At 71.1% G+C, this 22,243-nt stretch carries 26 protein-coding genes; 6 read left to right on the top strand and 20 right to left on the bottom strand.

What is annotated here, in order from left to right:
• Nucleotides 1-21 precede the first annotated feature (21 nt).
• Genes ruvB through ruvC form a run of 3 tightly spaced genes read right to left on the bottom strand, consistent with a single transcriptional unit; the run spans nucleotide 22 to nucleotide 2,245 of the window.
• The gene (gene ruvB / locus VMD50_RS25155; RefSeq protein WP_325431860.1) at nucleotides 22-1,080 is read right to left on the bottom strand and encodes a Holliday junction branch migration DNA helicase RuvB; all 1,059 of its coding nucleotides are present in this window, start codon (nucleotides 1,078-1,080) and stop codon (nucleotides 22-24) included.
• A complete protein-coding gene (gene ruvA, locus VMD50_RS25150; RefSeq protein WP_325431858.1) occupies nucleotides 1,077-1,682 on the bottom strand; it encodes a Holliday junction branch migration protein RuvA in 606 nt (201 codons plus the stop codon). Before ruvA ends, ruvB begins: the two co-directional genes overlap by 4 nt.
• Complete coding sequence (gene ruvC, locus VMD50_RS25145; protein ID WP_325431856.1) at nucleotides 1,679-2,245, bottom strand: crossover junction endodeoxyribonuclease RuvC; 567 nt, start codon at nucleotides 2,243-2,245, stop codon at nucleotides 1,679-1,681. Before ruvC ends, ruvA begins: the two co-directional genes overlap by 4 nt.
• A gap of 146 nt (nucleotides 2,246-2,391) precedes the next feature.
• On the opposite strand from ruvC, the gene VMD50_RS25140 reads away from it, so the two are divergent.
• From VMD50_RS25140 to VMD50_RS25120, 5 genes are read left to right on the top strand one after another with little or no spacing between them, the layout of a single operon-like run.
• Nucleotides 2,392-3,003, top strand: coding sequence for a DUF4178 domain-containing protein (locus VMD50_RS25140; RefSeq protein ID WP_325431854.1), 612 nt, complete (start codon nucleotides 2,392-2,394; stop codon nucleotides 3,001-3,003).
• 10 nt (nucleotides 3,004-3,013) lie between these two features.
• Nucleotides 3,014-3,526, top strand: a complete 513-nt coding sequence (locus VMD50_RS25135; protein WP_325431852.1) for a DUF2617 family protein — start codon at nucleotides 3,014-3,016, stop codon at nucleotides 3,524-3,526.
• Nucleotides 3,523-3,954 carry a DUF4247 domain-containing protein gene (locus VMD50_RS25130; protein WP_325431851.1) on the top strand — a complete coding sequence of 144 codons (432 nt, stop codon included), beginning with the start codon at nucleotides 3,523-3,525 and terminating at the stop codon, nucleotides 3,952-3,954. The genes VMD50_RS25135 and VMD50_RS25130 overlap by 4 nt, the downstream gene beginning before the upstream one ends.
• Before the next feature lie 31 nt (nucleotides 3,955-3,985).
• Nucleotides 3,986-4,441, top strand: coding sequence for a DUF350 domain-containing protein (locus VMD50_RS25125; RefSeq protein ID WP_325431849.1), 456 nt, complete (start codon nucleotides 3,986-3,988; stop codon nucleotides 4,439-4,441).
• Nucleotides 4,438-6,036, top strand: a complete 1,599-nt coding sequence (locus VMD50_RS25120) for a polyamine aminopropyltransferase (protein WP_325431847.1) — start codon at nucleotides 4,438-4,440, stop codon at nucleotides 6,034-6,036. The genes VMD50_RS25125 and VMD50_RS25120 overlap by 4 nt, the downstream gene beginning before the upstream one ends.
• 63 nt (nucleotides 6,037-6,099) lie before the next feature.
• On the opposite strand, the gene VMD50_RS25115 is transcribed toward VMD50_RS25120, so the two are convergent.
• The 13 genes from VMD50_RS25115 to VMD50_RS25055 all read right to left on the bottom strand — a co-directional run bounded on the left by VMD50_RS25115 (nucleotide 6,100) and on the right by VMD50_RS25055 (nucleotide 19,463).
• A complete protein-coding gene (locus VMD50_RS25115) occupies nucleotides 6,100-6,855 on the bottom strand; it encodes a YebC/PmpR family DNA-binding transcriptional regulator (RefSeq protein ID WP_325431845.1) in 756 nt (251 codons plus the stop codon).
• Nucleotides 6,856-6,983: 128 nt separating this feature from the next.
• Nucleotides 6,984-7,580 (bottom strand): pyridoxal 5'-phosphate synthase glutaminase subunit PdxT, encoded by a 597-nt coding sequence (pdxT, locus tag VMD50_RS25110; protein ID WP_325431843.1) that lies wholly within the window; start codon nucleotides 7,578-7,580, stop codon nucleotides 6,984-6,986.
• The gene (tesB, locus tag VMD50_RS25105) at nucleotides 7,577-8,413 is read right to left on the bottom strand and encodes an acyl-CoA thioesterase II (RefSeq protein ID WP_325431841.1); all 837 of its coding nucleotides are present in this window, start codon (nucleotides 8,411-8,413) and stop codon (nucleotides 7,577-7,579) included. The genes pdxT and tesB overlap by 4 nt, the downstream gene beginning before the upstream one ends.
• A 14-nt stretch (nucleotides 8,414-8,427) precedes the next feature.
• Nucleotides 8,428-9,351 carry a pyridoxal 5'-phosphate synthase lyase subunit PdxS gene (gene pdxS, locus VMD50_RS25100; RefSeq protein ID WP_325431839.1) on the bottom strand — a complete coding sequence of 308 codons (924 nt, stop codon included), beginning with the start codon at nucleotides 9,349-9,351 and terminating at the stop codon, nucleotides 8,428-8,430.
• 45 nt (nucleotides 9,352-9,396) lie between these two features.
• Nucleotides 9,397-10,434, bottom strand: coding sequence for an NUDIX hydrolase (locus VMD50_RS25095; protein WP_325431837.1), 1,038 nt, complete (start codon nucleotides 10,432-10,434; stop codon nucleotides 9,397-9,399).
• On the bottom strand, nucleotides 10,434-11,558 hold the full coding sequence (locus VMD50_RS25090) for a glycosyltransferase family 4 protein (RefSeq protein WP_325431835.1): 1,125 nt from the start codon (nucleotides 11,556-11,558) through the stop codon (nucleotides 10,434-10,436). Before VMD50_RS25090 ends, VMD50_RS25095 begins: the two co-directional genes overlap by 1 nt.
• The gene (locus VMD50_RS25085) at nucleotides 11,558-12,481 is read right to left on the bottom strand and encodes a phosphatidylinositol mannoside acyltransferase (RefSeq protein WP_325431833.1); all 924 of its coding nucleotides are present in this window, start codon (nucleotides 12,479-12,481) and stop codon (nucleotides 11,558-11,560) included. Before VMD50_RS25085 ends, VMD50_RS25090 begins: the two co-directional genes overlap by 1 nt.
• Nucleotides 12,478-13,110 (bottom strand): phosphatidylinositol phosphate synthase, encoded by a 633-nt coding sequence (pgsA, locus tag VMD50_RS25080; RefSeq protein WP_325431831.1) that lies wholly within the window; start codon nucleotides 13,108-13,110, stop codon nucleotides 12,478-12,480. The genes VMD50_RS25085 and pgsA overlap by 4 nt, the downstream gene beginning before the upstream one ends.
• A gap of 73 nt (nucleotides 13,111-13,183) precedes the next feature.
• Nucleotides 13,184-13,753, bottom strand: coding sequence for an ATP adenylyltransferase (locus VMD50_RS25075; RefSeq protein ID WP_414686167.1), 570 nt, complete (start codon nucleotides 13,751-13,753; stop codon nucleotides 13,184-13,186).
• 2 nt (nucleotides 13,754-13,755) lie between these two features.
• Nucleotides 13,756-15,810, bottom strand: coding sequence for a threonine--tRNA ligase (thrS, locus tag VMD50_RS25070; protein ID WP_325431829.1), 2,055 nt, complete (start codon nucleotides 15,808-15,810; stop codon nucleotides 13,756-13,758).
• A 76-nt stretch (nucleotides 15,811-15,886) separates the two neighbouring features.
• Nucleotides 15,887-16,510 (bottom strand): PaaI family thioesterase, encoded by a 624-nt coding sequence (locus VMD50_RS25065; protein ID WP_414686165.1) that lies wholly within the window; start codon nucleotides 16,508-16,510, stop codon nucleotides 15,887-15,889.
• Nucleotides 16,511-16,563: 53 nt separating this feature from the next.
• Nucleotides 16,564-18,426, bottom strand: coding sequence for a PE family protein (locus VMD50_RS25060; protein ID WP_325431825.1), 1,863 nt, complete (start codon nucleotides 18,424-18,426; stop codon nucleotides 16,564-16,566).
• 158 nt (nucleotides 18,427-18,584) lie between these two features.
• Nucleotides 18,585-19,463, bottom strand: coding sequence for an aldo/keto reductase (locus tag VMD50_RS25055; RefSeq protein WP_325431823.1), 879 nt, complete (start codon nucleotides 19,461-19,463; stop codon nucleotides 18,585-18,587).
• A gap of 57 nt (nucleotides 19,464-19,520) precedes the next feature.
• Here VMD50_RS25055 and VMD50_RS25050 point away from each other — a divergent pair, with 57 nt between their 5' ends.
• Nucleotides 19,521-20,021 carry a DUF1990 family protein gene (locus tag VMD50_RS25050; protein WP_325431821.1) on the top strand — a complete coding sequence of 167 codons (501 nt, stop codon included), beginning with the start codon at nucleotides 19,521-19,523 and terminating at the stop codon, nucleotides 20,019-20,021.
• 64 nt (nucleotides 20,022-20,085) lie between these two features.
• Here VMD50_RS25050 and VMD50_RS25045 read toward each other — a convergent pair whose 3' ends face one another.
• The 4 genes from VMD50_RS25045 to VMD50_RS25030 all read right to left on the bottom strand — a co-directional run.
• Nucleotides 20,086-21,027 (bottom strand): NAD(P)H-dependent flavin oxidoreductase, encoded by a 942-nt coding sequence (locus VMD50_RS25045; protein WP_325431819.1) that lies wholly within the window; start codon nucleotides 21,025-21,027, stop codon nucleotides 20,086-20,088.
• 5 nt (nucleotides 21,028-21,032) lie between these two features.
• The gene (locus tag VMD50_RS25040; protein WP_325431817.1) at nucleotides 21,033-21,380 is read right to left on the bottom strand and encodes a cupin domain-containing protein; all 348 of its coding nucleotides are present in this window, start codon (nucleotides 21,378-21,380) and stop codon (nucleotides 21,033-21,035) included.
• A gap of 31 nt (nucleotides 21,381-21,411) precedes the next feature.
• Nucleotides 21,412-21,846 (bottom strand): hypothetical protein, encoded by a 435-nt coding sequence (locus VMD50_RS25035; protein ID WP_325431815.1) that lies wholly within the window; start codon nucleotides 21,844-21,846, stop codon nucleotides 21,412-21,414.
• Nucleotides 21,843-22,243, bottom strand: a 401-nt coding sequence (locus VMD50_RS25030) for a helix-turn-helix domain-containing protein (protein WP_475448337.1), incomplete at its 5' end; no start/stop codon positions are given. The genes VMD50_RS25030 and VMD50_RS25035, both read right to left, overlap by 4 nt.

The following is a 22,243-nucleotide window of genomic DNA, read 5'->3' as shown; positions in this document are numbered from 1 at the left end:
CCAGGCGCGCCTGACCTGGCGCTAGTCGAACAGGCCCGGTTGGCCCAGCCCGGCGGCCCCGGCCGGCGGACTCATGCCCAGGTGCGTCCAGGCCTGCGCGGTGGCCACCCGGCCGCGCGGGGTGCGGGCGACCATGCCGGCCCGCACCAGGAACGGCTCACAGACCTCCTCGACCGTGGCGGCCTCCTCGCCCACCGCCACCGCCAGCGTCGAGACCCCGACCGGGCCGCCGCCGAAGCCGCGGGTCAGCGCCGACAGCACCGCCCGGTCCAGCCGGTCCAGGCCCAGCTCGTCGACGTCGTAGACCGCCAGCGCGGACTTGGCGACGTCGCGGGTGATCACGCCGTCGGCGCGCACCTCGGCGAAGTCCCGGACCCGGCGCAGCAGCCGGTTGGCGATCCGCGGGGTCCCCCGCGAGCGTCGCGCGATCTCGGCGCCGGCCTCGGCGCCCAGCTCGATGCCGAGAATCCCCGCCGAACGCGCCAGCACCCGCTCCAGCTCGGCGGGCTCGTAGAAATCCATGTGCGCGGTGAAGCCGAACCGGTCGCGCAGCGGGCCGGTCAGCGCGCCGGACCGGGTGGTGGCGCCGACCAGGGTGAAGGGCGCCACCTCCAACGGAATCGACGTGGCCCCCGGCCCCTTGCCGACCACCACGTCGACCCGGAAGTCCTCCATCGCCAGGTAGAGCATCTCCTCGGCGGGCCGCGCGATGCGGTGGATCTCGTCGATGAACAGCACGTCGTGCTCGACCAGGTTGGACAGCATCGCGGCCAGGTCGCCCGCGCGCTCCAGCGCCGGACCCGACGTCACCCGCAACGACGAGCCGAGCTCGGCCGCGATGATCATCGCCAGCGAGGTCTTGCCCAGCCCCGGCGGCCCGGACAACAGGATGTGATCCGGCGTGCCGCCGCGGTTTTTGGCCCCCTCGATGACCAGCTGCAGCTGTTCGCGCACCCGCGGCTGACCGATGAACTCCCCCAACGAGCGCGGCCGCAGGCTGACGTCGATGTCGCCCTCGCCCACGGTCAGGGCCGGGGAGACATCGCGGTCGGGATAGTCGTCCGCACCATCAGGGTTCATCGGGACTTACCCAGCAGCGACAGGGCGGCCCGCAGCGCACCGGACGTCGTGGCTTCGCCATTGTGGCGCTCGGCGGCCAGCACCTTGTCGGTCGCCTCCTCGGCCTGCTTGGCGGCGAAACCGAGACCGATCAAAGCCTCCACCACGGGGCCGCGGACCCCGTTGCCGTTGAGGACCGCGGCGCCGGGGGCGGAACCGCCGGCCGGCACCACTTTGTCGCGCAACTCCAGCACCATCCGCTCGGCGCCGCGTTTGCCGATTCCGGGCACCCGGGTCAGCGCGGCGACGTCGCCGTCGTGCAGCGCCTGCCGCAGCGCCGCGGCGTCGTGCACCGCCAACGTCGCCATCGCCAGCCGGGGCCCGACCCCCGACACCGACAGCAGCGTCAAAAACAGGTCGCGGGTGTCGGAGTCGGCGAACCCGTACAGCGTCATCGAGTCCTCGCGGACGACCATCGCGGTGATCAGCCGGGCCTGGCTCCCCCGCCGCAGCGTCGCCAGCGTCGACGGCGTCGCGTTGACCCGGTAGCCGACGCCGGCGGCCTCGATCACCACGTGGTCGAGTGCCACCTCGAGCACCTCCCCGCGCACCGAGGCGATCATCGGGCGGCCTTCAGCTTGGCCTGCAACTTGGCCCGATAGGCGTGCCGTTGCTGCGCGGCCAGGGCTTCGGCGGCCGCCATCCGGGCGATCATCGGCGCCCGCCAGCAGTGGCAGATCGCCAAAGCCAGCGCGTCGGCGGCGTCGGCCGGCGTCGGTTTGGCTTGCAGCGCAAGGATTCTGGTGACCATGGCGGTGACCTGCGCCTTGTCGGCGGATCCGTTGCCGGTGACCGCGGCCTTGACCTCGGTGGGGGTATGGAAGTGCACGTCGGTGCCGCGCCTGGCCGCCGCCAGCGCGACCACGCCGCCGGCCTGCGCGGTGCCCATCACCGTCGTCACATTCACCTGGGAGAACACCCGCTCGATGGCCACGACGTCCGGTTGATGGGTGGCCAGCCAGTGCTCGACGGCCTCGCTGATCGCCAGCAACCGCTTGGCCAGCGGCGCGTGCGACGGGGTGCGCACCACGTCGACGTCGAGCGCGACGACATTGCGCCCGCGCCCGCTCTCGACGACCGACAGGCCGCATCGGGTCAGTCCGGGATCGACGCCCATCACGCGCATTGCCCGCTCCTTCGTACGAACAGCTGTTCGAGAGCCTAGCCGGTGGGACCGACACCGGCCGGCAGGACACGCGGCCCCGCTCCTGGCAAAAGCTGTTAACTTATAGCCCACGTTCGCTCGGCCATTGTGGCAACGGAAGGCTTGGTGTGGGAACACTCCTGCTCGTCCTCGCGGCGGTGCTGTTCATTGCGTCCATCGTGGTGCTGGTCATCGCGTTGCGGCGCCCGAAGCAGCCGGCCCGGCCCGGCGGGCGCCAGGATCCCCTCGCCTTCGACGCGATGCCGCAGTTCGGGCCCCGCCAACTCGGGCCCGGCGCCATCGTCAGCTACGGCGGCGTCGACTACGTGGTCCGCGGGTCGGTGACGTTTCGCGAGGGCCCGTTCGTGTGGTGGGAGCATCTGCTCGAAGGCGGCGACCAGCCGCTCTGGTTCAGCGTCGAAGAGGACGACGGGCGCCTGAAGCTGGCCATGTGGGTCACCCGCAAGGACGTCACGTTGCAGCCCGGCGGCTCCTACGTCGTCGACGGCGTGACGTTTCACGAGTCGGAGCGCGGCCGCGCCTCCTACACCACCGAAGGCGCCACCGGCCTGCCGGCCGGCGGCGAGATGGAATTCCTCGACTGCACCAACACCGACGAGACCGCCCTGCTGTCCTTCGAGCGCTGGGCCCCGGACATGCCCTGGGAGATCTCGACGGGCAAGCCGGTGCTGACCGGCGAGCTCACCGTCTATCCCGCACCGTCGCCCCCCGCCGGCTAGGACCGCGCCGGTGCCGCTTCATCAGCTCGCCGTGACCCCGGCGGACGTATCCGGCGAGCGGCTGGGACTCGCGCTCAACGCGCCGGCGCCGGCGCCGTTGGCCACCTGCTCGTTGCGGCACCCCGGCGGGGGCGCGCTGCAGCTCGGCGTCCTCGGCGCATCGCACGTCGTCGCGATCGAGCACGCGAAAGGCCGCTTCTCCGAGCAGGTTTCGTGCACCGCGCGCAGCGTCGGGGGCGACCTGCCGCAGCGGTCCGAGGCCCCCGGCTACCGCCTGCAATCCCGCACCGAAACGCACGACGAGGCGAGCTTCCGCCGTCTCGCGCGCGAACTGCGCGAACACTGCGCGCGGCGACCGGGCTGGCTCGGGGGCACCTTTCCCGGCGACGACGCGGCCCTGACCGCCCTGGCCGCCGAACCCGACGGGGCCGGCTGGCGGTGGCAGACCTGGCACCTGTACCCGCGGCGACCGTCGGGCTCCGGCGGCGTGGTGGTTCACACGGCGAGCCGGTGGCACCCGTGAGCCGCAAGCGCCTGTTCCTGATCTCCGGTGCGCTGGCCGTCGCCGCCGTCGTTTCCCTGGTTTTCGGAATCATGTTGCAGCAGAAGAACATTGCGTCCTACATCGCGGGCCATTATCACGAGTACTCGCGCGATGCGAACGGAACGCGCTACGTCTGCACCGGATCGCCGGAGCAGGTGGCCGACGCGCTCGCCGACTACCAGGAACCCGAGGCGCGCGCCGCCAACGGCGGCAGCCAATACCTGCGCTACAGCAACAACATCGTGATCGTCGGCCCCGACGGCAACCACCCGTGCAGCATCCGCGTCGAACCCCTGAGCGCCGGATACAGCCACGGCTCGTACCTCTTCCTCGGCCCCGGCTTCTCCCCCGGATCCCCGTCGGGCGGCGCCGGCGGCACCCCCGGCGGCCCCGGCGGGGACAAGTGATGGCTTAGCGATTCGAGCAAAGGAGACAACCATGTACCTCGCCGTCGAGATCGGAACCGTCGACGTCAATCCCGTGCTGAAGGGCGCGGTCGCGACGATCCTGTACTTCGCGGTCGGCATGGCCGTGCTGCTCATCGGCTTCTACATGGTCGACTGGCTGACCCCGGGGAAGCTGCGCCAGTTGGTTTTCATCGATCGCCGCCCCAACGCCGTCGTCGTCGCGGGCGCCATGTACATCTCGCTCACCACCGTCATCATCAGCGCCATCACCAACAGCTACAGCCAGCTGGGTCAGGGACTCCTCGGCGTGGCGGTGTACGGGTTGATGGGCGTGATCCTGCTGGGCATCGCGATGCTGGCGATGCACCTGCTGATACCGGGCAGTTTCCACGAGCACGTCGACGAGCCGGAGCTGCATCCGGGATCGTTCGCGGTGGCGCTGATACTGCTCGCCGTGGGCGGGGTAACCGCCGCGGCGGTGTCATGACGTCGGTCGATCTCCCGGTTACCCCGCGGGAAAACCGGGCCGCCGGGCCCCACGGGGCGTCTCGGCGCTGGCGCGCCGTGCTGCTGGCCGCCGTGGCGGCGTGCGCGGCCTGCGGCATCATCTACGAGCTCGCCCTGCTGACACTGTCGGCCAGCCTCAACGGCGGGGGCATCGTCGCCACGTCGCTGATCGTCGCGGGCTACATCGCCGCCCTGGGCGCCGGCGCCCTGCTGGTCAAGCCGCTGCTGGCGCACGCGGCGATCGCCTTCATCGCCGTGGAGGCGCTGCTGGGCATCATCGGCGGCCTGTCGGCGGCCGCGCTGTACGTGGTGTTCGCGTTCCTGGACGGCTCGGTCGGCTCGACGTGGGTGCTGGCGGTGGGCACGGCGCTGATCGGCGGCCTGGTCGGCGCCGAGGTGCCGCTCCTCATGACGCTGCTGCAGCGCGGACGGACGGTGGGTGCTTCCGATTCCGGCCGCGCGCTGGCCAACCTCAACGCCGCCGATTACCTGGGCGCGCTGCTCGGCGGCCTGGTCTGGCCGTTCCTACTGCTGCCGCAGCTGGGCATGATCCGCGGCGCGGCGGCCACGGGCATCGTCAACCTGGCGGCGGCGGCCGTGGTGTCCGTCTTCTTGCTGCGGCGCGTCGTTTCGCCGCGGCAACTGGTGACGGCGCTGTGCGCTCTCGCCGCCGCGCTCGGCCTGCTCGCCACGCTGCTGGCGCGCTCGGCCGACATCGAAACCACAAGCAGGCAAAGGCTTTACGCCGATCCGATCGTCGCCTACCGGCACACGCCCTATCAGGAGATCGTGGTGACCCGCCGCGGCAACGACATGCGCCTGTACCTGGACGGGGGCCTGCAGTTCTCCACCCGCGACGAGTATCGCTACACCGAGAGCCTGGTCTATCCGGCGCTGGGTAACGGCGCGCGCTCGGTGCTGGTGCTCGGCGGCGGTGACGGCCTGGCGGCCCGCGAGCTGCTGCGCCAGCCCGGCGTCGGCAAGATCGTCCAGGTCGAGCTCGACCCCGCGGTGATCGAACTGGCGCGCACCACCATGCGCGACGCCAACGGCGGAGCGCTGGACAACCCGCGCGTCAAGATCGTGATCGGCGACGCGATGACGTGGCTGCGGCGCGGCCCGGACCGGTTCGACGCGGTCATCGTCGACCTGCCCGACCCCGACACGCCCACGCTGGGCCGGCTGTACTCGGCCGAGTTCTACGCGCTCGCCGCCCGCGCGCTGGCCCCCGGCGGGCTGATGGTCGTGCAGGCGGGCAGCCCGTTCTCCACGCCGATGGCGTTCTGGCGCACGGTCTCGACGGTCCGGGCCGCGGGCTATGCGGTCACGCCGTATCACGTGCACGTGCCGACGTTCGGCGACTGGGGCTTCGTCTTGGCGGCGCAGGGCGCCGCTTCCGCTGCCGCCGCGCCCGTGCCGGCGATGCCGGCCGGCGCGCCCCCGCTGCGCTTCCTCAACCAGCAGGTGCTGACGGCGGCCACCGTGTTCTCCGGTGACATCGGGCCGCGCGCCCTCGAGCCGTCGACGCTGGACAACCCGCGCGTCGTCGACGACATGCGGCGCGGGTACTACTGACCCCGATGGTGTCGACCCCCCGCGCCCGGGGGTAGCGCCGCGCTTGCGATCGACACCGACCGCTCACTCCTCGTCGAGGGCGGCCAACACCTCGTCCGAAAGGTCGACGTTGGTGTAGACGTTCTGCACGTCGTCGCTGTCCTCCAGCGCGTCGACGAGCTTGAACACCTTGCGGGCGCCGTCGACGTCGACGGGAACGCTCACCGACGGCTGAAAACTGGCCTCGGCCGACTCGTAGTCGATGCCGGCGTCCTGCAGCGCGGTGCGCACCGCGACCAGATCGGTCGGCTCGGAGATGATCTCGAAGCTGTCGCCCAGGTCGTTGACGTCTTCGGCGCCGGCCTCGAGCACCGCGGTCAGCACGTCGTCCTCCGTCAGGCCGTTTTTCTCCAGGGTGACCACGCCCTTGCGGGAGAACAGGTAGGCCACCGAACCGGGGTCGGCCATAGTGCCGCCGTTGCGCGTCATCGCGACCCGGACCTCGCTGGCGGCGCGGTTGCGGTTGTCGGTCAGGCACTCGATCAGCACCGCCACACCGTTGGGCGCGTAGCCCTCGTAGGTGATGGTTTGCCAGTCCGCGCCGCCGGCCTCCTCGCCCGCCCCCCGCTTGCGGGCGCGCTCGATGTTGTCATTGGGCACCGAGGTCTTCTTCGCCTTCTGGATCGCGTCGTAGAGCGTCGGGTTGCCGGCCGGGTCACCGCCGCCGGTACGGGCCGCGACCTCGATGTTCTTGATCAGCCGGGCGAACTCCTTGCCACGGCGCGCGTCTTTGACGGCCTTCTGGTGCTTGGTGGTGGCCCACTTGGAATGGCCGCTCATCGGTGTTCTTACCTCTTCTGTTGCCTGACTAACTCGCCAAACGAGTCTACGTGGGCGTCCGACATCGCCGAGCGTCACGCCGGCGTGGCAGCCGCTGCCCAGCGTTACGCCAGCGTGGCGGTCGCCCGTTACGCCTCGCCGTTGACGATGTCGACGAACATGTGGTGGATGCGACGGTCGCCGGTCATCTCGGGGTGAAACGCCGTCGCCAGCATCGGGCCCTGCCGCACCGCGACGACGTGGCCCGCCGCGGTGGCCAGCACCTGCACGCCGTCACCGGTGCGCTCCACCCAGGGCGCGCGGATGAACACCGCGCGCACCGGCTCGTCGAGGCCCGCGAATCCGATGTCGCCCTCGAAGGAGTCGACCTGTCGCCCAAAAGCATTGCGCCGCACCGTCATATCGATCGCGCGCAGCGGCAGCGCCTGCCGCCCCCTGGCTCCGGCGTCGAGGATCTCGCTGGCCAGCAGGATCATGCCGGCGCACGCGCCGTAGGCCGGCAGCCCCCCGGCCAGCCGCCGGCGCAGCGGCTCGAGCAGGTCCAGGTCGAGCAAGAGGTGGCTCATGGTGGTGGATTCGCCGCCGGGGATGACCAGCCCGTCCACCGCGTCCAGCTCGGCGCGGCGGCGAACCGGCATCGCCTCGGCCCCGGCCTCGCGCAGCGCCGCCAGGTGCTCGCGGGTGTCGCCCTGCAGCGCCAGCACCCCGATTCGGGGGGCGCTCACGGCCGGTACCCGCGCTTGTAGCGGGTCAGCCCCTCCTGCATGACCGCCGCGACCATCTCCCCGGTCTGGGTGAAGATCTTGCCCTGGCACAGCGAGCGACCGCCGCTGGCCGACGGCGACGACTGGTCGTAGAGCAGCCACTCGTCGGCGCGGAACGCCCGCATGAACCACATCGCGTGGTCCAGCGACGCCACCTGCAGGTGCTCGCGCACGTCGAGGTGGTTGACCTGCGCCGATCCCAGCAGCGTGAGGTCGCTCATGTAGGCCAGCGCGCAGATGTGCAGCACCGTGTCGTCCGGCAACGGGTCGCGGTGGCGAAACCACACCTGCTGCTGGGAGGCCTTGCCGGGCGTGGGCTCCAGGAGTTCGCGCGGCACGACCCGCACGTCCCACTCCTCGAACTGACGGAACCCGGCCTCGTCGAACGCCTTGATGGAGTTCAGCCCCGGCAGGCCGTCGGGGGGCGGAGCGGCCGGCATGGGGTCCTGGTGGTGGATGCCTTCCTGGTCGGTCTGGAACGACGCCGCCATGCTGAAGATGGTCTCGCCGTGCTGGATGGCGTTGACGCGCCGCGTGGCAAACGAGCCGCCGTCGCGGATGCGTTCGACGATGAAGACCGTGGGCTCGGTGGCGTCCCCGGGCCGCAGGAAGTAACCGTGCAGCGAGTGCACCTGGTAGTGCGGGTCGACGGTGCGCACCGCCGACACGAGCGACTGCCCCGCCACGTGGCCGCCGAACGTGCGCTGGAAGTATCCCGACTCCGGGCTGAACACCCGACCGCGGTAGATGTTGACCTCGAGTTGCTCGAGATCAAGGATCTCTTCGATGGCCACCAATAGCCTTCGGCTTACCAGCCGCGTTCGGCCAGGCGATGCGGCTGCGCGAGCTGCTCGACGTTGATGCCCACCATCGCCTCGCCCAGCCCGCGCGACACCTTGGCCAGCACGTCGGGGTCGTCGTAGAAGGTGGTGGCCTTGACGATCGCGGCGGCGCGGTGCTCGGGCGCGCCGGACTTGAAGATGCCCGAGCCGACGAACACGCCCTCGGCGCCGAGCTGCATCATCATCGCGGCGTCGGCCGGCGTCGCGATGCCGCCGGCGGTGAACAGCGTGACCGGCAGCTTGCCCGCCCGGGCCACCTCGACGACCAGTTCGTAGGGGGCCTGCAATTCCTTTGCCGCGACGTACAATTCGTCCTCGGACAGCGAAGTCAGCCGGCGGATCTCGCCGCTGATGGCGCGCATGTGGGTGGTGGCGTTGGAGACGTCGCCGGTGCCGGCCTCGCCCTTGGAGCGGATCATGGCCGCGCCCTCGCTGATGCGCCGCAGCGCCTCGCCGAGGTTCGTCGCGCCGCACACGAACGGCACGGTGAACTTCCACTTGTCGATGTGGTGGGTGTAGTCGGCGGGGGTCAGCACCTCCGACTCGTCGACGTAGTCCACGCCGAGGCTCTGCAGGATCTGCGCCTCGACGAAATGCCCGATGCGCGCCTTGGCCATCACGGGGATGGTCACCGCGGCGATGATGCCCTCGATCATGTCGGGGTCGCTCATCCGCGACACCCCGCCCTGCGCGCGGATGTCGGCCGGCACCCGTTCCAGCGCCATCACCGCGACGGCGCCGGCCCCCTCGGCGATCCGGGCCTGCTCGGGGGTGACGACGTCCATGATCACGCCGCCCTTGAGCATCTCGGCCATGCCGCGCTTGACCCGCGCCGTTCCCGTTTGGTTGCCCCGGCCCGGCTCCACTGGCTTCTTCTCTTCCTCGACCATTGCGCCTCCACTCTAATGGTCGGCGACGAACGCGCTTTCCGGTGATCAGCGGATCGACTCGAGCAGCCCCGGGTTGCTGGCGCCGTCGGCCAGCCGGTTGGCCGCCGGCAACAGCTCGCCGAGTTGCACCGGGTATACCTGCTCGCCCGCAGCGGTCAGGACGGCGATGTCATTCGCGTCACACCAGCGGGCCCCGTGGATGTAGCTGCGTTCCAGTTCGGTCCGCCCGGCCAGGGACGGCTCGAACCGGCTGGTGCGGTGGACCAGGTAGAACTCCTCGCTGTCGATCAGCGCGCCGTTGAACTCGAAGACCTCGTCGCGCCGCCAGATCGGCCCGATCATGTCGGCCGGCGAGACGCGCAGGCCGGTCTCTTCGGCCAGTTCCCGCGCGGCGGCCTCGGCCAGCCGCTCGCCCTTGCCCACCTCGCCGCCCACGGTGAACCACCACCGTGGCGCGGCCCCGTCGTGAAAGGCCGGGTTCGCCGGGTCGGACCCGCACAGCAACAGCACCGCGCCGGTCTCGTCGAGCAGCACCACCCGCGCCGAGGTGCGGTAGTCCGGGGTGCCCGAGCCGCCGTGCGCCAGCGCTTGCGGGCGCTCGACGATCTCGAAATAGCTTGGCAGCGCCGCGGTTCCGCCGAGCCGGAGGGTTCGCACCAGGAATCGCTCACGCAGTGCGAGGGTGTCCCGCACGGCGTCGTTGTGAAAGCGGCGGGCCAGCACCACGCGGGCCTCGGCGTCGGCCAACTCGGCGATCAAGCCCGCCGGCACCGACGCCGGATCCACCATCGCCAGCGCGGCCGAGAGCTCGTTCTCCGCGTTCTCGCGCGCGGGCCGGGGCGCGCGTTCCGCGGCGTCGGCCAGCGCCGCGAGCCGGCCGCCCGCGGACGAACTCCCGTACGCATCGATCGCGACGGCGCGCGCCACCACCGCGCGCCGCGCCAGCGCACCGTCGAGCGCCTGCCACGACAGGTCGTAGCGGACGTGCAACCGGTCGAGCCGGTTGGCCGTTTGGTACGCCCAGGCGCTTGCCGAAATGACCAGTGCCACCACCACCGACACGGCGATGATCAGCCACGTCATCAGCTGGCCACCTGCACCTTCGCGCCCGAGCCGGCGACCGTCTCGTACACCCGCATGATCTGGCTGGCCACCACCGACCAGTCGTAGCGGCGCACCACCGCCGAGGCGGCCGCCACATAGCGCTCGCGCAGCGCGTCGTCGTCGAGCACCTCGATCAGCGCGCCGGCCAGCGCGGCGCTGTCGTCAACCGGCACCAGCCGCCCGCATTCGCCGTCGCACAGCACGCGCCGGAAGGCGTCCAGGTCGCTGGCCACCACCGGGGTGCCCGCGGCCATCGCCTCGACCAGGACGATGCCGAAACTCTCCCCTCCGGTATTGGGCGCGCAGTAGGCGTCGGCGCTGCGCATCGCCGACGCCTTCCCGGCGTCGTCGACCTGGCCGAGAAAGCGGATGTGGTCCACCAATTCGCCTGCCTGAGCGCGTAATTCGTCCTCGTCGCCGCGACCGACGATCAGCAGCTGCGCATCGGGGTAGCGCTCGACCACGCGTGGCAGCGCGCCGAGCAGCACCGCCATGCCCTTGCGGGGCTCGCCGTAGCGCCCCAGGAATAGCACCGTCTTGCCCGAACGCGGATATCCGTCCAGCCGCGGCGCCTCGGCGAAGGACCTGACGTCGACCCCGTTGGGGATCTCGACCGCGTCGGTTCCCAGCGCCTCCATCTGCCAGCGCCGCGCCAGGTCGGACACCGCGATGCGGCCGACGATCTTCTCGTGCATCGGCCGCAGGATGCCCTGGAAGACCGTCAGGGTCAGCGATTTGGTGGTCGAGGTGTGAAACGTCGCCACGATCGGTCCCTCGGCGATGTTCAGGGCCAGCATGGACAGGCTCGGCGCGTTGGGCTCGTGCAGGTGCAGGACGTCGAAATCGCCTTCCGCAAGCCACTTTTTGACCTTGCGATGGGTGGCCGGGCCGAACCGCAGCCGGGCCACCGACCCGTTGTAGGGGATCGGGACGGCCTTGCCCGCGGAGACGACGTAGTCGGGCAGCGAGGTCTGTGGCGAGACCGGCGCGAGCACGCTCACCTGGTTCCCGCGGGCGCGCATCACCTCGGCCAGTTGCAGGACGTGGGACTGCACCCCGCCCGGCACGTCGAACGAGTAGGGACAGACCATCCCGATCCGCATCAGGCTTCCCTCAGCCTCGCCCGCCTGGTGTCGGACAGGTCGGCCAGCCACTGCGGCTGCAGCATGTGCCAATCCTCGGGACGGGCGGCGATGTTGGTGGCGAACTCGTCGGCCAGCGCCTGGGTGATGGCGGTGACGTCGCCGCTGCTGCAGTCCAGCGGCGGTTGCAGGTTGCAGCCCCACCCGTCGCCCTCGAACCAGCAGTGCGATGGCAGCAGGGCGGCCCCGGTCGCGATCGCGAGCCTCGCCGGACCGGCCGGCATCCGGGTGGGTTCGCCAAAGAAGTCGACCTGGACGCCGGAGCGGGTCAGGTCGCGCTCGGCCATCAGACAGACCAGCCCGTTGTCCCGCAGCCGGTCGCACATCACCTCGAAGGGCGGTCGTTCGCCGCCGGAGTGCGGCAGCACCTCGAAGCCGAGGCGTTCGCGGTAGGCAATGAATCGCCGGTACAGCGACTCGGGTTTGAGCCGCTCCGCGACGGTGGTGAAGGTGCCGTGGGACTGCGCCAGCCACACCCCGTTCACATCCCAGTTGCCGCTGTGCGGCAATGCCATTACAGCGCCGCGGCCCGCGGCGAGCGCCGCGTCCAGATTGCCTTGCCCGAAGACCGAGTGGTCGATCCGGCGGGCCAGCTCGCGGTGGTCCATCGTCGGCAGGCGGAACGCCTCCCGCCAGTAGCGCCCGTAGGAGGCCAGCGAGGCGCGCATCAGCGCGTCGGGCACGTCGGCCGGCGGCGCACCGATGACGCGGGCCAGGTTCTTGCGCAGCTGCTCGGGCCCGCCGTGGCGGGCCGCGTAGCGCGCCCCGGTGTCGAATGCCTTTCGCGCGGCGGATTCCGGCATGGCCCGCACGGCCATCCAGCCGGCCGCGTACGCCCAGTCGGTCGCAGTGTGGGTCACGAGGCGGCCCGGGTTCAGGATCACGGCATGGGCTCCGTCGCGCCCGGTGACGTCCGCACCCTGTGCAGCCGCTGCACGCAGGTGACCACGCTGGCCACCGCCAGCAGCCACATCGCCACCGGCAGCGCGGGGGGCCATGGGACGACCGGAAAGTCGGACACGCCGGCTCCGACCAGCACGATGATCAGCCGTTCCGGCCGCTCGATGATGCCGCCGTCACCGCGCAGCCCGCTGGCCTCGGCCCGGGCCTTGATGTAGGAGATCACCTGCGAGGTGACCAGGCAGATCAGCGTCGCCACCACCAGCGGTTTGTCGTGCAGGCCGAACGCGGCCCACCACAGCAGGCCGCAGAACACCGCGCCGTCGCTGATGCGGTCGCACGTGGCGTCCAGCACCGCGCCGAAGCGGGTGCCGCCGCCCCGCTCCCGGGCCATCGCCCCGTCGAGCATGTCGAAGAGCACGAAGAACCAGACCACCAGCGTCCCGGCGAACAGCTTGCCCGTCGGGAAGAGCGTCAGCGCCCCGGCCACCGCCACGACGGTGCCCAAGATGGTGACGGCGTCCGGCGTCAACCCCACCCGCAGGCATGCCCGGGCCGTCGGAGTGGTGAGCCGGGCGAACGCCGCCCGCGACAGGAACGGCACCTTACTCATGCGCGCCGCTCTCCCCCGCAAGCGGGAGGTGCCCCCACCGCATCGCTCCGCGCTGCATCGTCGCCGGCGCGACTCATGGCTGTCTTGCCCACTCCGTGGCCAGCAGCTGGCGGGTCTCACGCAGCAACTGCGGGATCACTTTCGACCCGCCGACGATGGTGATGAAGTTGGCGTCGCCGCCCCAGCGCGGCACGACGTGCACGTGCAGATGCTCGGCCAGCGAACCCCCCGCCGAGGTGCCCAGGTTGAGGCCGACGTTGAACCCGTGCGGCCGCGACACGTTCTTGATGACGCGAATCGCCTTCTGCATGAAGGCCATCAGCTCCACACTTTCCGCCTCGGTCAGGTCCTCCAGCTCCGACACCCGCCGATAGGGCACCACCATCAGGTGCCCGGGGTTGTAGGGGTAGAGGTTGAGCACGGCGTAGACGAGTTCGCCGCGAGCAACCACCAGGCCATCTTCGTCGGTCAGCTGCGGAATGTCGGTGAACGGCTCGTCGGATTTGCCTGAGGAGTTGGCGTCGCGCTTGAGCGGCGCCTCGGCCAGGTAGTTCATCCGGTAGGGCGTCCACAACCGCTGCAGGTGGTCCGGGTCGCCGACGCCCCGGTCGAGGATCGTGTCGTCGCGCTGCTCGTCACCCACGCTCAGTCACCGCCGACCACTTTCAGCGATTCGGCTGTCGGGGCGGTGTTTTCGCGGTCGGCGATCCACTTGACGATGGCGTCGACCGCGCTGTCCCGGGCGACGCCGTTGATCTGCGTGCGATCACCGAAGCGGAAGCTCACCGCTTGGGCGGCCACGTCGCGGTCACCTGCCAGCAACATGAACGGCACCCGCTGGCCGGTGTGGTGGACGATCTTCTTGGCCATCCGGTCGTCGCTGGCGTCCACCTCGACCCGCACACCGTGCGACTTCAGCTGCGCCGCAACGCCTTCCAGGTAGGCCACGTGCTCGTCGGCGACCGGGATGCCGACCACCTGAACCGGCGCCAGCCACGCCGGGAACGCCCCCGCGTAGTGCTCGGTGAGGATGCCGAAGAACCGCTCGATCGACCCGAACAGCGCGCGGTGGATCATCACCGGCCGCTGGCGGCTCCCGTCGGGCGCGGTGTACTCCAGCTCGAAGCGCTCCGGGAAGTTGAAGTCCACCTGGATCGTCGACATCTGCCAGCTGCGGCCCAGCGCGTCGCGGGCCTGCACCGAGATCTTGGGGCCGTAGAACGCCGCCCCGCCGGGATCGGGAACCAGCTCCAGGCCGGACTCCGCCGCCACCTCGGCCAGCGAGTTGGTGGCCTGCTCCCACATCTGGTCGGAGCCGACGAACTTCTCGGGGTCCTTGGTGGACAGCTCCAGGTGGAAGTCCTCCAGCCCGTAATCGCTGAGCAACTCAAGCACGAACCGCAGCAGCGACGCGAGTTCGTCGTGGAGCTGTTCGCGGGTGCAGAAGATGTGCGAGTCGTCCATGGTGAACCCGCGGGCGCGGGTCAGCCCGTGCACCACGCCGGACTTCTCGTAGCGGTACACGGTGCCAAACTCGAAGAGCCGCAACGGAAGCTCACGATACGAACGCCCGCGCGAGGCGAAGATCAGGGTGTGCATCGGGCAGTTCATCGGCTTTAGGTAGTAGTCCTGGCCCGGCTTGCGCACGGTTCCGTCGTCGTTGTACTCGGCGTCGAGGTGCATCGGCGGAAACATGCCGTCGGCGTACCAGTCCAGGTGTCCCGAGGTGTGGAACAGCTGCGCCTTGGTGATGTGCGGGGTGTTGACGAATTCGTACCCTGCCTCGATGTGCTTGCGGCGCGAGTACTCCTCCAGCTCCCTGCGCACGGTGCCACCCCTGGGGTGGAAAACCGCCAGGCCCGAACCGATTTCGTCGGGGAAGCTGAACAGGTCAAGTTCGGCGCCCAGCTTGCGGTGGTCGCGGCGCTGGGCCTCCTCGATCAGCTCGAGGTGGCGGTCGAGGGCCTCCTGCGACTCCCACGCGGTGCCGTAGATGCGCTGCAGGCTGGCGTTGTTCTGGTCGCCCCGCCAGTACGCGGCGGAGCTCCTGGTCAGCTTGAACGCCGGGATGTGCCTGGTGGTCGGGATGTGCGGCCCCCGGCACAGGTCTCCCCAAACCCGTTGCCGCGTGCGCGGATTCAGATTGTCGTAGGCCGTGAGCTCGTCGCCGCCGACCTCCATGACGTCGGGGTCCCCCGACTTGTCGTCGACGAGTTCGAGCTTGTAGGGCTCGTTGGCCAGCTCGGCGCGCGCGGCGTCCTTGGACTCGTAGACGCGCCGGTCGAACAGCTGACCGTCCTTGACGATCTGGCGCATCCGCTTCTCCAGCGCCGCCAGGTCCTCGGGTGTGAACGGCTCCGCCACGTCGAAGTCGTAGTAGAAGCCGTCGGTGATGGGCGGCCCGATGCCCAATTTGGCTTGCGGGAACAGGTCTTGGACGGCCTGGGCCAGCACGTGCGCGGTCGAGTGCCGGATGACGCTGCGGCCCTCGTCGGTGTTGGCCGCCACCGGGACGACCTCGGCGTCGGCGTCGGGGACCCAACTCAGGTCGCGCAGCTTGCCCTCGGCGTCGCGCACCACCACGATCGCGTCCGGCGCGCCCCGCCGCGGCAGCCCGGCCTCACCGACCGCGGCGGCCGCGGTGGTCCCGGCCGGCACCCGGATCGGGCATCCTGGGCTGGGCTGGGCGGCGGCGCTCATCGGGATGGTCTCCAAAGGTTGGGTTGGGGCGATCGGTCGTGATTAATCGTTGCAATGCTATCGGGGCCGGGTGCCCTCAGGGCTGGCCAGGCTTGAGCCGCACAAACAGCGCGTCGGCCTCGGTCAGCAGGGTTTCGCCGTCGGTCAGCCGCCCCGACACGAAGATCTTGCGCCCGTCGACCCGGTCGACGCCGGCTTCGAATTGCAATTCCTTCCCGACCGGCACGATGTGGCGGTAATCGATCTTGAGGTAGGCGGTGCGCTGGTACGGGCCGCCGGTGAGCACCGAGGACGTCAACCCGAGCACCGTGTCGAACAGCATCCCGAGCGCCCCGCCGTGCACCGCGCCGTTGCGGCCCAGGTGGAACCGGGCGAAGCGCGCCCAGCCGTGGACGCGGCCGTCGTCACCCTTGCGGGCCGACATCGGGATGGTCAGGATGTTGCCGCGCATGGGCAGGTCCATCCGGCGCCCCGACGGCGACTCCCACTCGTCGGCGTCGTAGGGGCTCAGTAACGCCGAGAGCTTCTCCAACTGATCCGCGGCCTCGGTGATCACCTCGTCGGGCGCGTCGACGGCGCGGGCGTGGTCCTGCAGCCTGCGCACGGCGTCGATGAACCTGCCGTAGTCGGGGCCGCCCTTGGTCGTCGGTTCGGGCGGATTGAATCCACCGCCCGGGTGTTGTGTCCGGTCGCTTGCCACCAAGACACCGTATTGGCTCCGGGGCGGGCGGGTATCGGCGCAGTGCTGTCCGGCTAACCGTGCTGACCGGCTGTGCCGGTGCCGCCATGGGTGCCGCCCACGCTCGCAGCGCCGTTGTGCGATCCCGCGCCGCCGGATAATGCGATGCCGCCGGCGGCTCCGGTGCCGAATTCGCCGCCTACGCCTCCCGCGCCGCCGGCCCCGCCCTGACTGGCGGTGCCATTCGCGCCCTGCTGGCCGCTCAGCCGCCCGCCCGCCCCGCCGAGGCCGCCGATCCCGCTGCCGCCACCGTCGCCACCCGTCCCGCCGGTGCCGCCATTCCCCCCCACGCCGCCATCACCCCCGGCCGCGACAAAGCTGCCGCTGGCAGTGGCGTTGCCGCCGCCGCCGCCGTTGCCGCCCGTCCCGCCCGTTCCGCCGACGCCGCCTGCCCCGCCGATGCCCGCGTTCCCCCCGCTACCGCCATTACCGAACAACCCCGCGGCACCGCCGTCACCACCCTGACCGCCGACCCCGCCCGTGCCGCCGGTCCCGCCGAGGCCTCCGAAACCGGCGTTGCCGCCGGCGCCGCCTGTGGCGGTGCCACCGGCACTGCTTACGGCGGCCCCGCCGCCGCCGCCCACGCCACCGGTGCCGCCGATGGCTCCGGCGCCGCCCGCACCGCCCACGCCGCCTGCGCCGCCGGCACCACCGTTGCCGACCAGGAACCCGCCATGACCCCCGTTGCCGCCGGCCCCTCCGGCGCCGCCGTTGGCGCCAGACGCCCCGGTGCCGCCGTCGCCGCCGACACCTCCGCCGCCGAGACTCCCGGAGGTGCCGAAGGCACTACCGTTGACCGACTTCGCAAAACCGCCGGCGCCGCCGGCGCCTCCCGCACCGCCGAGCGCAGCGCCAATAGTCCCATTGCCACCTGCACCCGACACCGCCTCACCCGCGTTGGTGATGGCGTCCCCGCCGGGACCGCCGGCGCCGCCGTTGCCGCCAGCACCGCCGTTTCCGCCATTGCCGCCAACGGCGGTCCCGCTACCGGTGTCGACAAACCCGCCGCCGCCGAGCCCGCCGGTCCCGCCAGTGCCGGTAAGTCCACCGGCACCGCCGTCGCCGGCGTTGGTTCCCGAAGCATTGGCATTATTCGTGGAGGCGGGGTCGCCGTTAATCCCGGCGGCCGCTGTGCCGCTGATGGTGGGGTTGACCCCCTTGGTCCCCATGACCCCGGTGCCCCCTTGCCCGCCGGGGCCGCCGTTGCCGAACAGGAAGGCGTTGCCGCCGGTGCCGCCGTGCCCGGGGAGGCCACCGTTGATGCCGGCCAGCGCGGCGCCACCCTGCCCTCCGCCCCCGCCGTTGCCGTACAGCCGTCCGCCGTTGCCGCCGGTGCCGCCCGCGGCGCCGGCGCCACCCATTCCGCCCGTCCCGCCCGTGCCGATCAGCCCCGCGTTTCCGCCGTTCCCGCCGACCTGGCCGGGCAACCCGTCCCCACCCTTGCCGCCATTGCCGTACAACAACCCACCGGCCCCGCCCTTCTGCCCCGGCCCCCCGGCGGCGCCGTCGCCGATCAGCGGGCGGCCCAACACCGCCTGGGTCGGCGCATTGATCACGCCTAAAACGTCGTTCTCCAGAGCCTGTAGCGGCGAGGCGCTGGCCGCCTCCGTGCTGGCATACGACCCCGCACCGGCGGTCAAGGCCTGCACGAACTTCGCATGAAACGCCGCCGCCTGTGCGCTGACCGCCTGATAGGCCCGGGCGTGCCCGCCAAAGAGCGCTGCAACGGCCGCCGAGACGTCATCCGCCCCCGCCGCCAGCAAACTCGTCGTCGGGCGGGCCGCCGCCGCATTGGCGTCGCTCAGCGCGGAGCCAAGGCTTTGTAAGTCCCCCGCCGCCGCAGTCAAAAACTCGGGCACCGCAACAACAAACGACATCAGTGACCTCCCGCAGATTCCAAGTCTGAAAACAAGGGTTTTCAGTGTATTGGCGGTTGGTCGCTCTGCCGTTCTTTTGGAAACGTGTCGTCCCGCAGCTCATTTGCCAACAGATAGGGACCGAAGTCAACCGCGTGAGCGGCGAGAAAGCCTTTTGGTCAGACCGTCCGCTGGGCTCCCGCGGCCGCCAGCGTCTCGAACTCCTCGTCGCTGAGCGTGATCTCGGCGGCGGCGACGTTCTCCTCCAGGTGCGCCACGCTGGACGTGCCGGGGATCGGCAGCATCACCGGCGAACGCTTCAGCAGCCAGGCCAGCGCCAGCTGCGACGGCGTCGCGTCGTGTTCGCCGGCGATGCGCTGCAGCGGGCCGTCCGGCGCTGCCAACGGCCCGGCGGCCAGCGGGAACCACGGGATGAAGCCGATGCCCTGGCTCGTCGCGGCGTCCAGCAGCGGCTCGGCCCCCCGGGACGCCAGGTTGTACATGTTCTGCACCGACACGATCTCGGTGATCTGCTGGGCCGCCTTGAGCTGGTCGACGTCGATTTCGGACAGGCCGATGTGGCGGATCTTGCCCTCGTTCTTCAGCGTGAGCAGCTCGCCCACCTGGTCGGCCAGCGGGAAGTTGCGGTCGACGCGGTGCAGCTGGAACAGGTCGATCGTGTCGACGCCGAGGCGGCGCAGGCTCATCTCGCATTCCTGGCGCAGGTAACTGGGATTGCCCAGCGGGATCCAGACGTCCGGGCCGGTGCGCAGCAGCCCCGCCTTGGTGGCGATCACCAGGCCGTCATAGGGGTGCAGCGCCTCGTGAATGATCTCCTCGGAGACGTAGGGGCCATAGGAGTCCGCGGTGTCGATGAAGTTGACACCGAGTTCGACGGCGCGGCGCAGGACCCGCACGCATTCGGCGCGGTCGGCGGGCGGGCCCCAGACGCCCTTGCCGGTTATGCGCATGGCGCCGAAACCGAGTCGGTTGACGGTCAGGTCGCCGCCGAGGGTGAACGTTCCGGATGCTCCTGCAACAGTTTTTTGCGCGGTCACTTCTACGACCGTACGCGCCGAACGTGACCGCGCATCTCGGCGTGGCAAGCTGGGCGGGTGGACCTAGCAGCGCTCGAGGAGCTTCCGCTGACCTACCGGGAGGTGGGCGCGACCGCGAACGGCGAGCTGCCCGCCGGCTACGACCATCAACACGTCGAGCGCCAAATCGGCACCGGCCGAGAGCGTTTCGAGCAAGCCGCGGACGCGGTCATGCACTGGGGCATGCAGCGCGGATCCGGGTTGCGCGTGCAGGCCAGCTCCGAGGTCGCCGTCGTCGACGCGGTATTGGTGGTGCGGATGGGGTTTCTGCCCGCGCCCTGCCGCGTGGTGTACGTCATCGACGAACCCGACATGCGCGGCTTCGCCTACGGCACCCTGCCGGGGCATCCGGAGTCCGGCGAGGAACGCTTCGTCGTGCGCCGCGACCCGAACACCTCCGCGGTGTACGCGGAGGTGTCGGCGTTCTCGCGGCCCGCGACCTGGTGGAGCAAGGCCGGTGGGCCGCTGGTGAAGGCGGCCCAGCGCGTCATCGCCCGGCGCTACCTGCGCGCGGTCTGAGGCCCCGAGCGTCACGCCGGCGTGACCGCGACGGCCGAGCGTCGCGCCAGCGTGGCGCACGGTGCTACGAGCCCCAGCGGGCCAGCAGCTGCTCCGCGCCCGAGCACATCTGCGCGATGACCTCCCCGACGGACGCGTCGTCGCCGACCATCCCGACGCCCTCGCCGGCATCGACCGGGGCGACGCGGCGATCGTCGGCGGCGATCGCCGCGGCAAGTTCGTCGCACGCCGGCGCATCGAGCGCGTCCTCGTGACCCGTCCAGCGCGCGACGAAGTCGTTGGCCAACACGCGCGACGGGAACCGCGCCGGCCACGGCAGCCCCTTGGCGACGTCGAAGACCCGGGTGACGGCCGTGTCGGTGGCCCGGGCGGCGATCAGCGCCCGGCGGCTGCCGTCGCCGGTGAGGGCCTCCGGGCACGCCGCCAGCCGCGTGCCGACCCACGCCCCGCTCGCGCCGGCGGCCAGCACGGCGGCCAGGCTGCGCGGCGAGGCGATGCCGCCGCCCGCGAGAACCGGCGCCGACACGGCATCCAGCACGGTGTCGAGCAACGGCAGCGTGCCGAGTTTGACCTCCCCGTGCCCGCCGCCCTCGGCCCCCCGCGCAACCAGGACGTCGACGCCCGCGTCGACGGCCCGGCGGGCGCCCGGGCCGTCGTAAACCTGTGTGACGGTGGGGATCCCGGCATCGTGCGCCCTGGCGACCCACGACCAGTCGGCACCGAAGCTGACCGACAGCAGGGCGGGCCCGGCGGCCAGCGCGTCCTCGAGCAGGCCCTCCTCGGTGCGCATCACCCAGTCCACCAGGCCGATCCCGAACTTGCCGCGCACGTGCCGCAGCTGGGCCCGCAGCAACTCCCGACTCCCGTCGCTGCCCATCCCGACCATGCCCAGCCCACCCGCGGCGGTGACCGCCGCGGCCAGGCGGCCGCCGGCGACCCCGCCCATCGGCGCGTTGAGGATCGGCACCCGCAGCCCGAAGCTCCCCGACCAGGGGGTGGACAGCATCGTAGTTAGTGGGCCGCCCCGGGCTGGCTCTTCAGCACGGTCAGCATCACCACGGAATCCTCGACCGCGTGCAGGGCGTGCCGTTCGGCCGGGATCGCGACGTAGTCGCCGGCCTTGCCCTCCCAGGCGTCGCCGGCGGTCGTCAGGCGCACGTGGCCCTGCAACACCTGCAGCGTCGCCTCGCCGGGGCTGTCGTGCTCGGAGAGGTCATGGTCGGCGAGCAGGGCCAGCACGGTCTGCCGGAGCTCGTGGGTGTGGCCGCCGTGGATGGTGTGCGCGGCGCGTCCGCTGTGTGACTTCCCCGCCTCGGCCAGTTTTTCGGAGGCGAGAGCGGTCAACGAGATGGATTCCATAGTCGGCCCCTTCGGTCTTGAAAGCCCGCAATCAGGCGGTCAGTAGCAGTATCCCCGCCATGAGCAAGGCCACGGTCTTGACCGCCTCCAAGCCGACATAGACATAGTGGGCATGCGACCGCGGTCCCTCCGACCCGGCGAGCACTTGATCGGAGCGGCGGGTCAGGCGCGGGCGCACCGCGATCAACTGGATGGCCAGCGCGGCGATGGCGACGGCAAACGCCACGGCGACGCGCGCGGGCATTGGGCCCGCAGTGCCCGCGGCCACGATCGCCACGATGACGAGGGCGAAGGCCACCTCGACGGTGTTGAGGGCGCGAAAGACCAAGCGCCCGATGCCGAGTCCGATCTGCAGCGTCACGTTGGGCGCGCGAAACTTCAGCGGCGCTTCCAGGAACGAGATGGCCAGCACCATGCCGAGCCAGACGAAGGTGACGGCGACGGCGATCGCCGGGCCGGTGCTCACCGGCCGGCCCCGACCGGCTTGAGGTGTGCCAGGCACAGGTCCGGTTCGACGAACGCGTCGAGCCGGTCGACGGTGACCGGCGCCGCCATCGTCTCCAGGGCACCCTGCATCAGCCCGAGGTGGATGGGGCACACGACCCCGCCGCGGGTTTCGGCCAGTTCCAAAAAAGGGCAGTGGCGCAGGCCGACCAGTTGCCGCCCGTCCGAAGTCCGGCGCTCCGGCGCGAATCCCAGCTCGTCGAGCACCCCGACGAGGCGGTCGATGGCGTCCTCGGCGCTGGTGGGCGGCGCCGACGGCTCCGGGGCCAGTTCCACGTTGCGTCCCCACGCCCGGCCCGCGGCCATCGCCTTGCTGCGCGGATCGCGGTCGGCGGCCAGCGCCTCGGTCAGGATTTCGG

The sequence above is a fragment of the Mycobacterium sp. genome (assembly GCF_035506235.1).
In the GTDB taxonomy this organism is placed as follows: Bacteria; Actinomycetota; Actinomycetes; order Mycobacteriales; family Mycobacteriaceae; genus Mycobacterium.
This window is presented reverse-complemented; position numbering and strand designations above follow the sequence as displayed.

Bases quoted from the DNA above. Each gene is read 5' to 3' on its own strand.
- ruvB (WP_325431860.1), bottom strand. From the start codon at position 1,080: ATGAACCCTGATGGTGCGGACGACTATCCCGACCGCGATGTCTCCCCG.
- ruvA (WP_325431858.1), bottom strand. From the start codon at position 1,682: ATGATCGCCTCGGTGCGCGGGGAGGTGCTCGAGGTGGCACTCGACCAC.
- ruvC (WP_325431856.1), bottom strand. From the start codon at position 2,245: ATGCGCGTGATGGGCGTCGATCCCGGACTGACCCGATGCGGCCTGTCG.
- VMD50_RS25125 (WP_325431849.1), top strand. From the start codon at position 3,986: ATGTACCTCGCCGTCGAGATCGGAACCGTCGACGTCAATCCCGTGCTG.
- VMD50_RS25120 (WP_325431847.1), top strand. From the start codon at position 4,438: ATGACGTCGGTCGATCTCCCGGTTACCCCGCGGGAAAACCGGGCCGCC.
- VMD50_RS25115 (WP_325431845.1), bottom strand. From the start codon at position 6,855: ATGAGCGGCCATTCCAAGTGGGCCACCACCAAGCACCAGAAGGCCGTC.
- pdxS (WP_325431839.1), bottom strand. From the start codon at position 9,351: ATGGTCGAGGAAGAGAAGAAGCCAGTGGAGCCGGGCCGGGGCAACCAA.
- VMD50_RS25095 (WP_325431837.1), bottom strand. From the start codon at position 10,434: ATGACGTGGCTGATCATCGCCGTGTCGGTGGTGGTGGCACTGGTCATT.
- VMD50_RS25090 (WP_325431835.1), bottom strand. From the start codon at position 11,558: ATGCGGATCGGGATGGTCTGTCCCTACTCGTTCGACGTGCCGGGCGGG.
- pgsA (WP_325431831.1), bottom strand. From the start codon at position 13,110: ATGAGTAAGGTGCCGTTCCTGTCGCGGGCGGCGTTCGCCCGGCTCACC.
- thrS (WP_325431829.1), bottom strand. From the start codon at position 15,810: ATGAGCGCCGCCGCCCAGCCCAGCCCAGGATGCCCGATCCGGGTGCCG.
- VMD50_RS25060 (WP_325431825.1), bottom strand. From the start codon at position 18,426: ATGTCGTTTGTTGTTGCGGTGCCCGAGTTTTTGACTGCGGCGGCGGGG.
- VMD50_RS25045 (WP_325431819.1), bottom strand. From the start codon at position 21,027: ATGCTGTCCACCCCCTGGTCGGGGAGCTTCGGGCTGCGGGTGCCGATC.
- VMD50_RS25040 (WP_325431817.1), bottom strand. From the start codon at position 21,380: ATGGAATCCATCTCGTTGACCGCTCTCGCCTCCGAAAAACTGGCCGAG.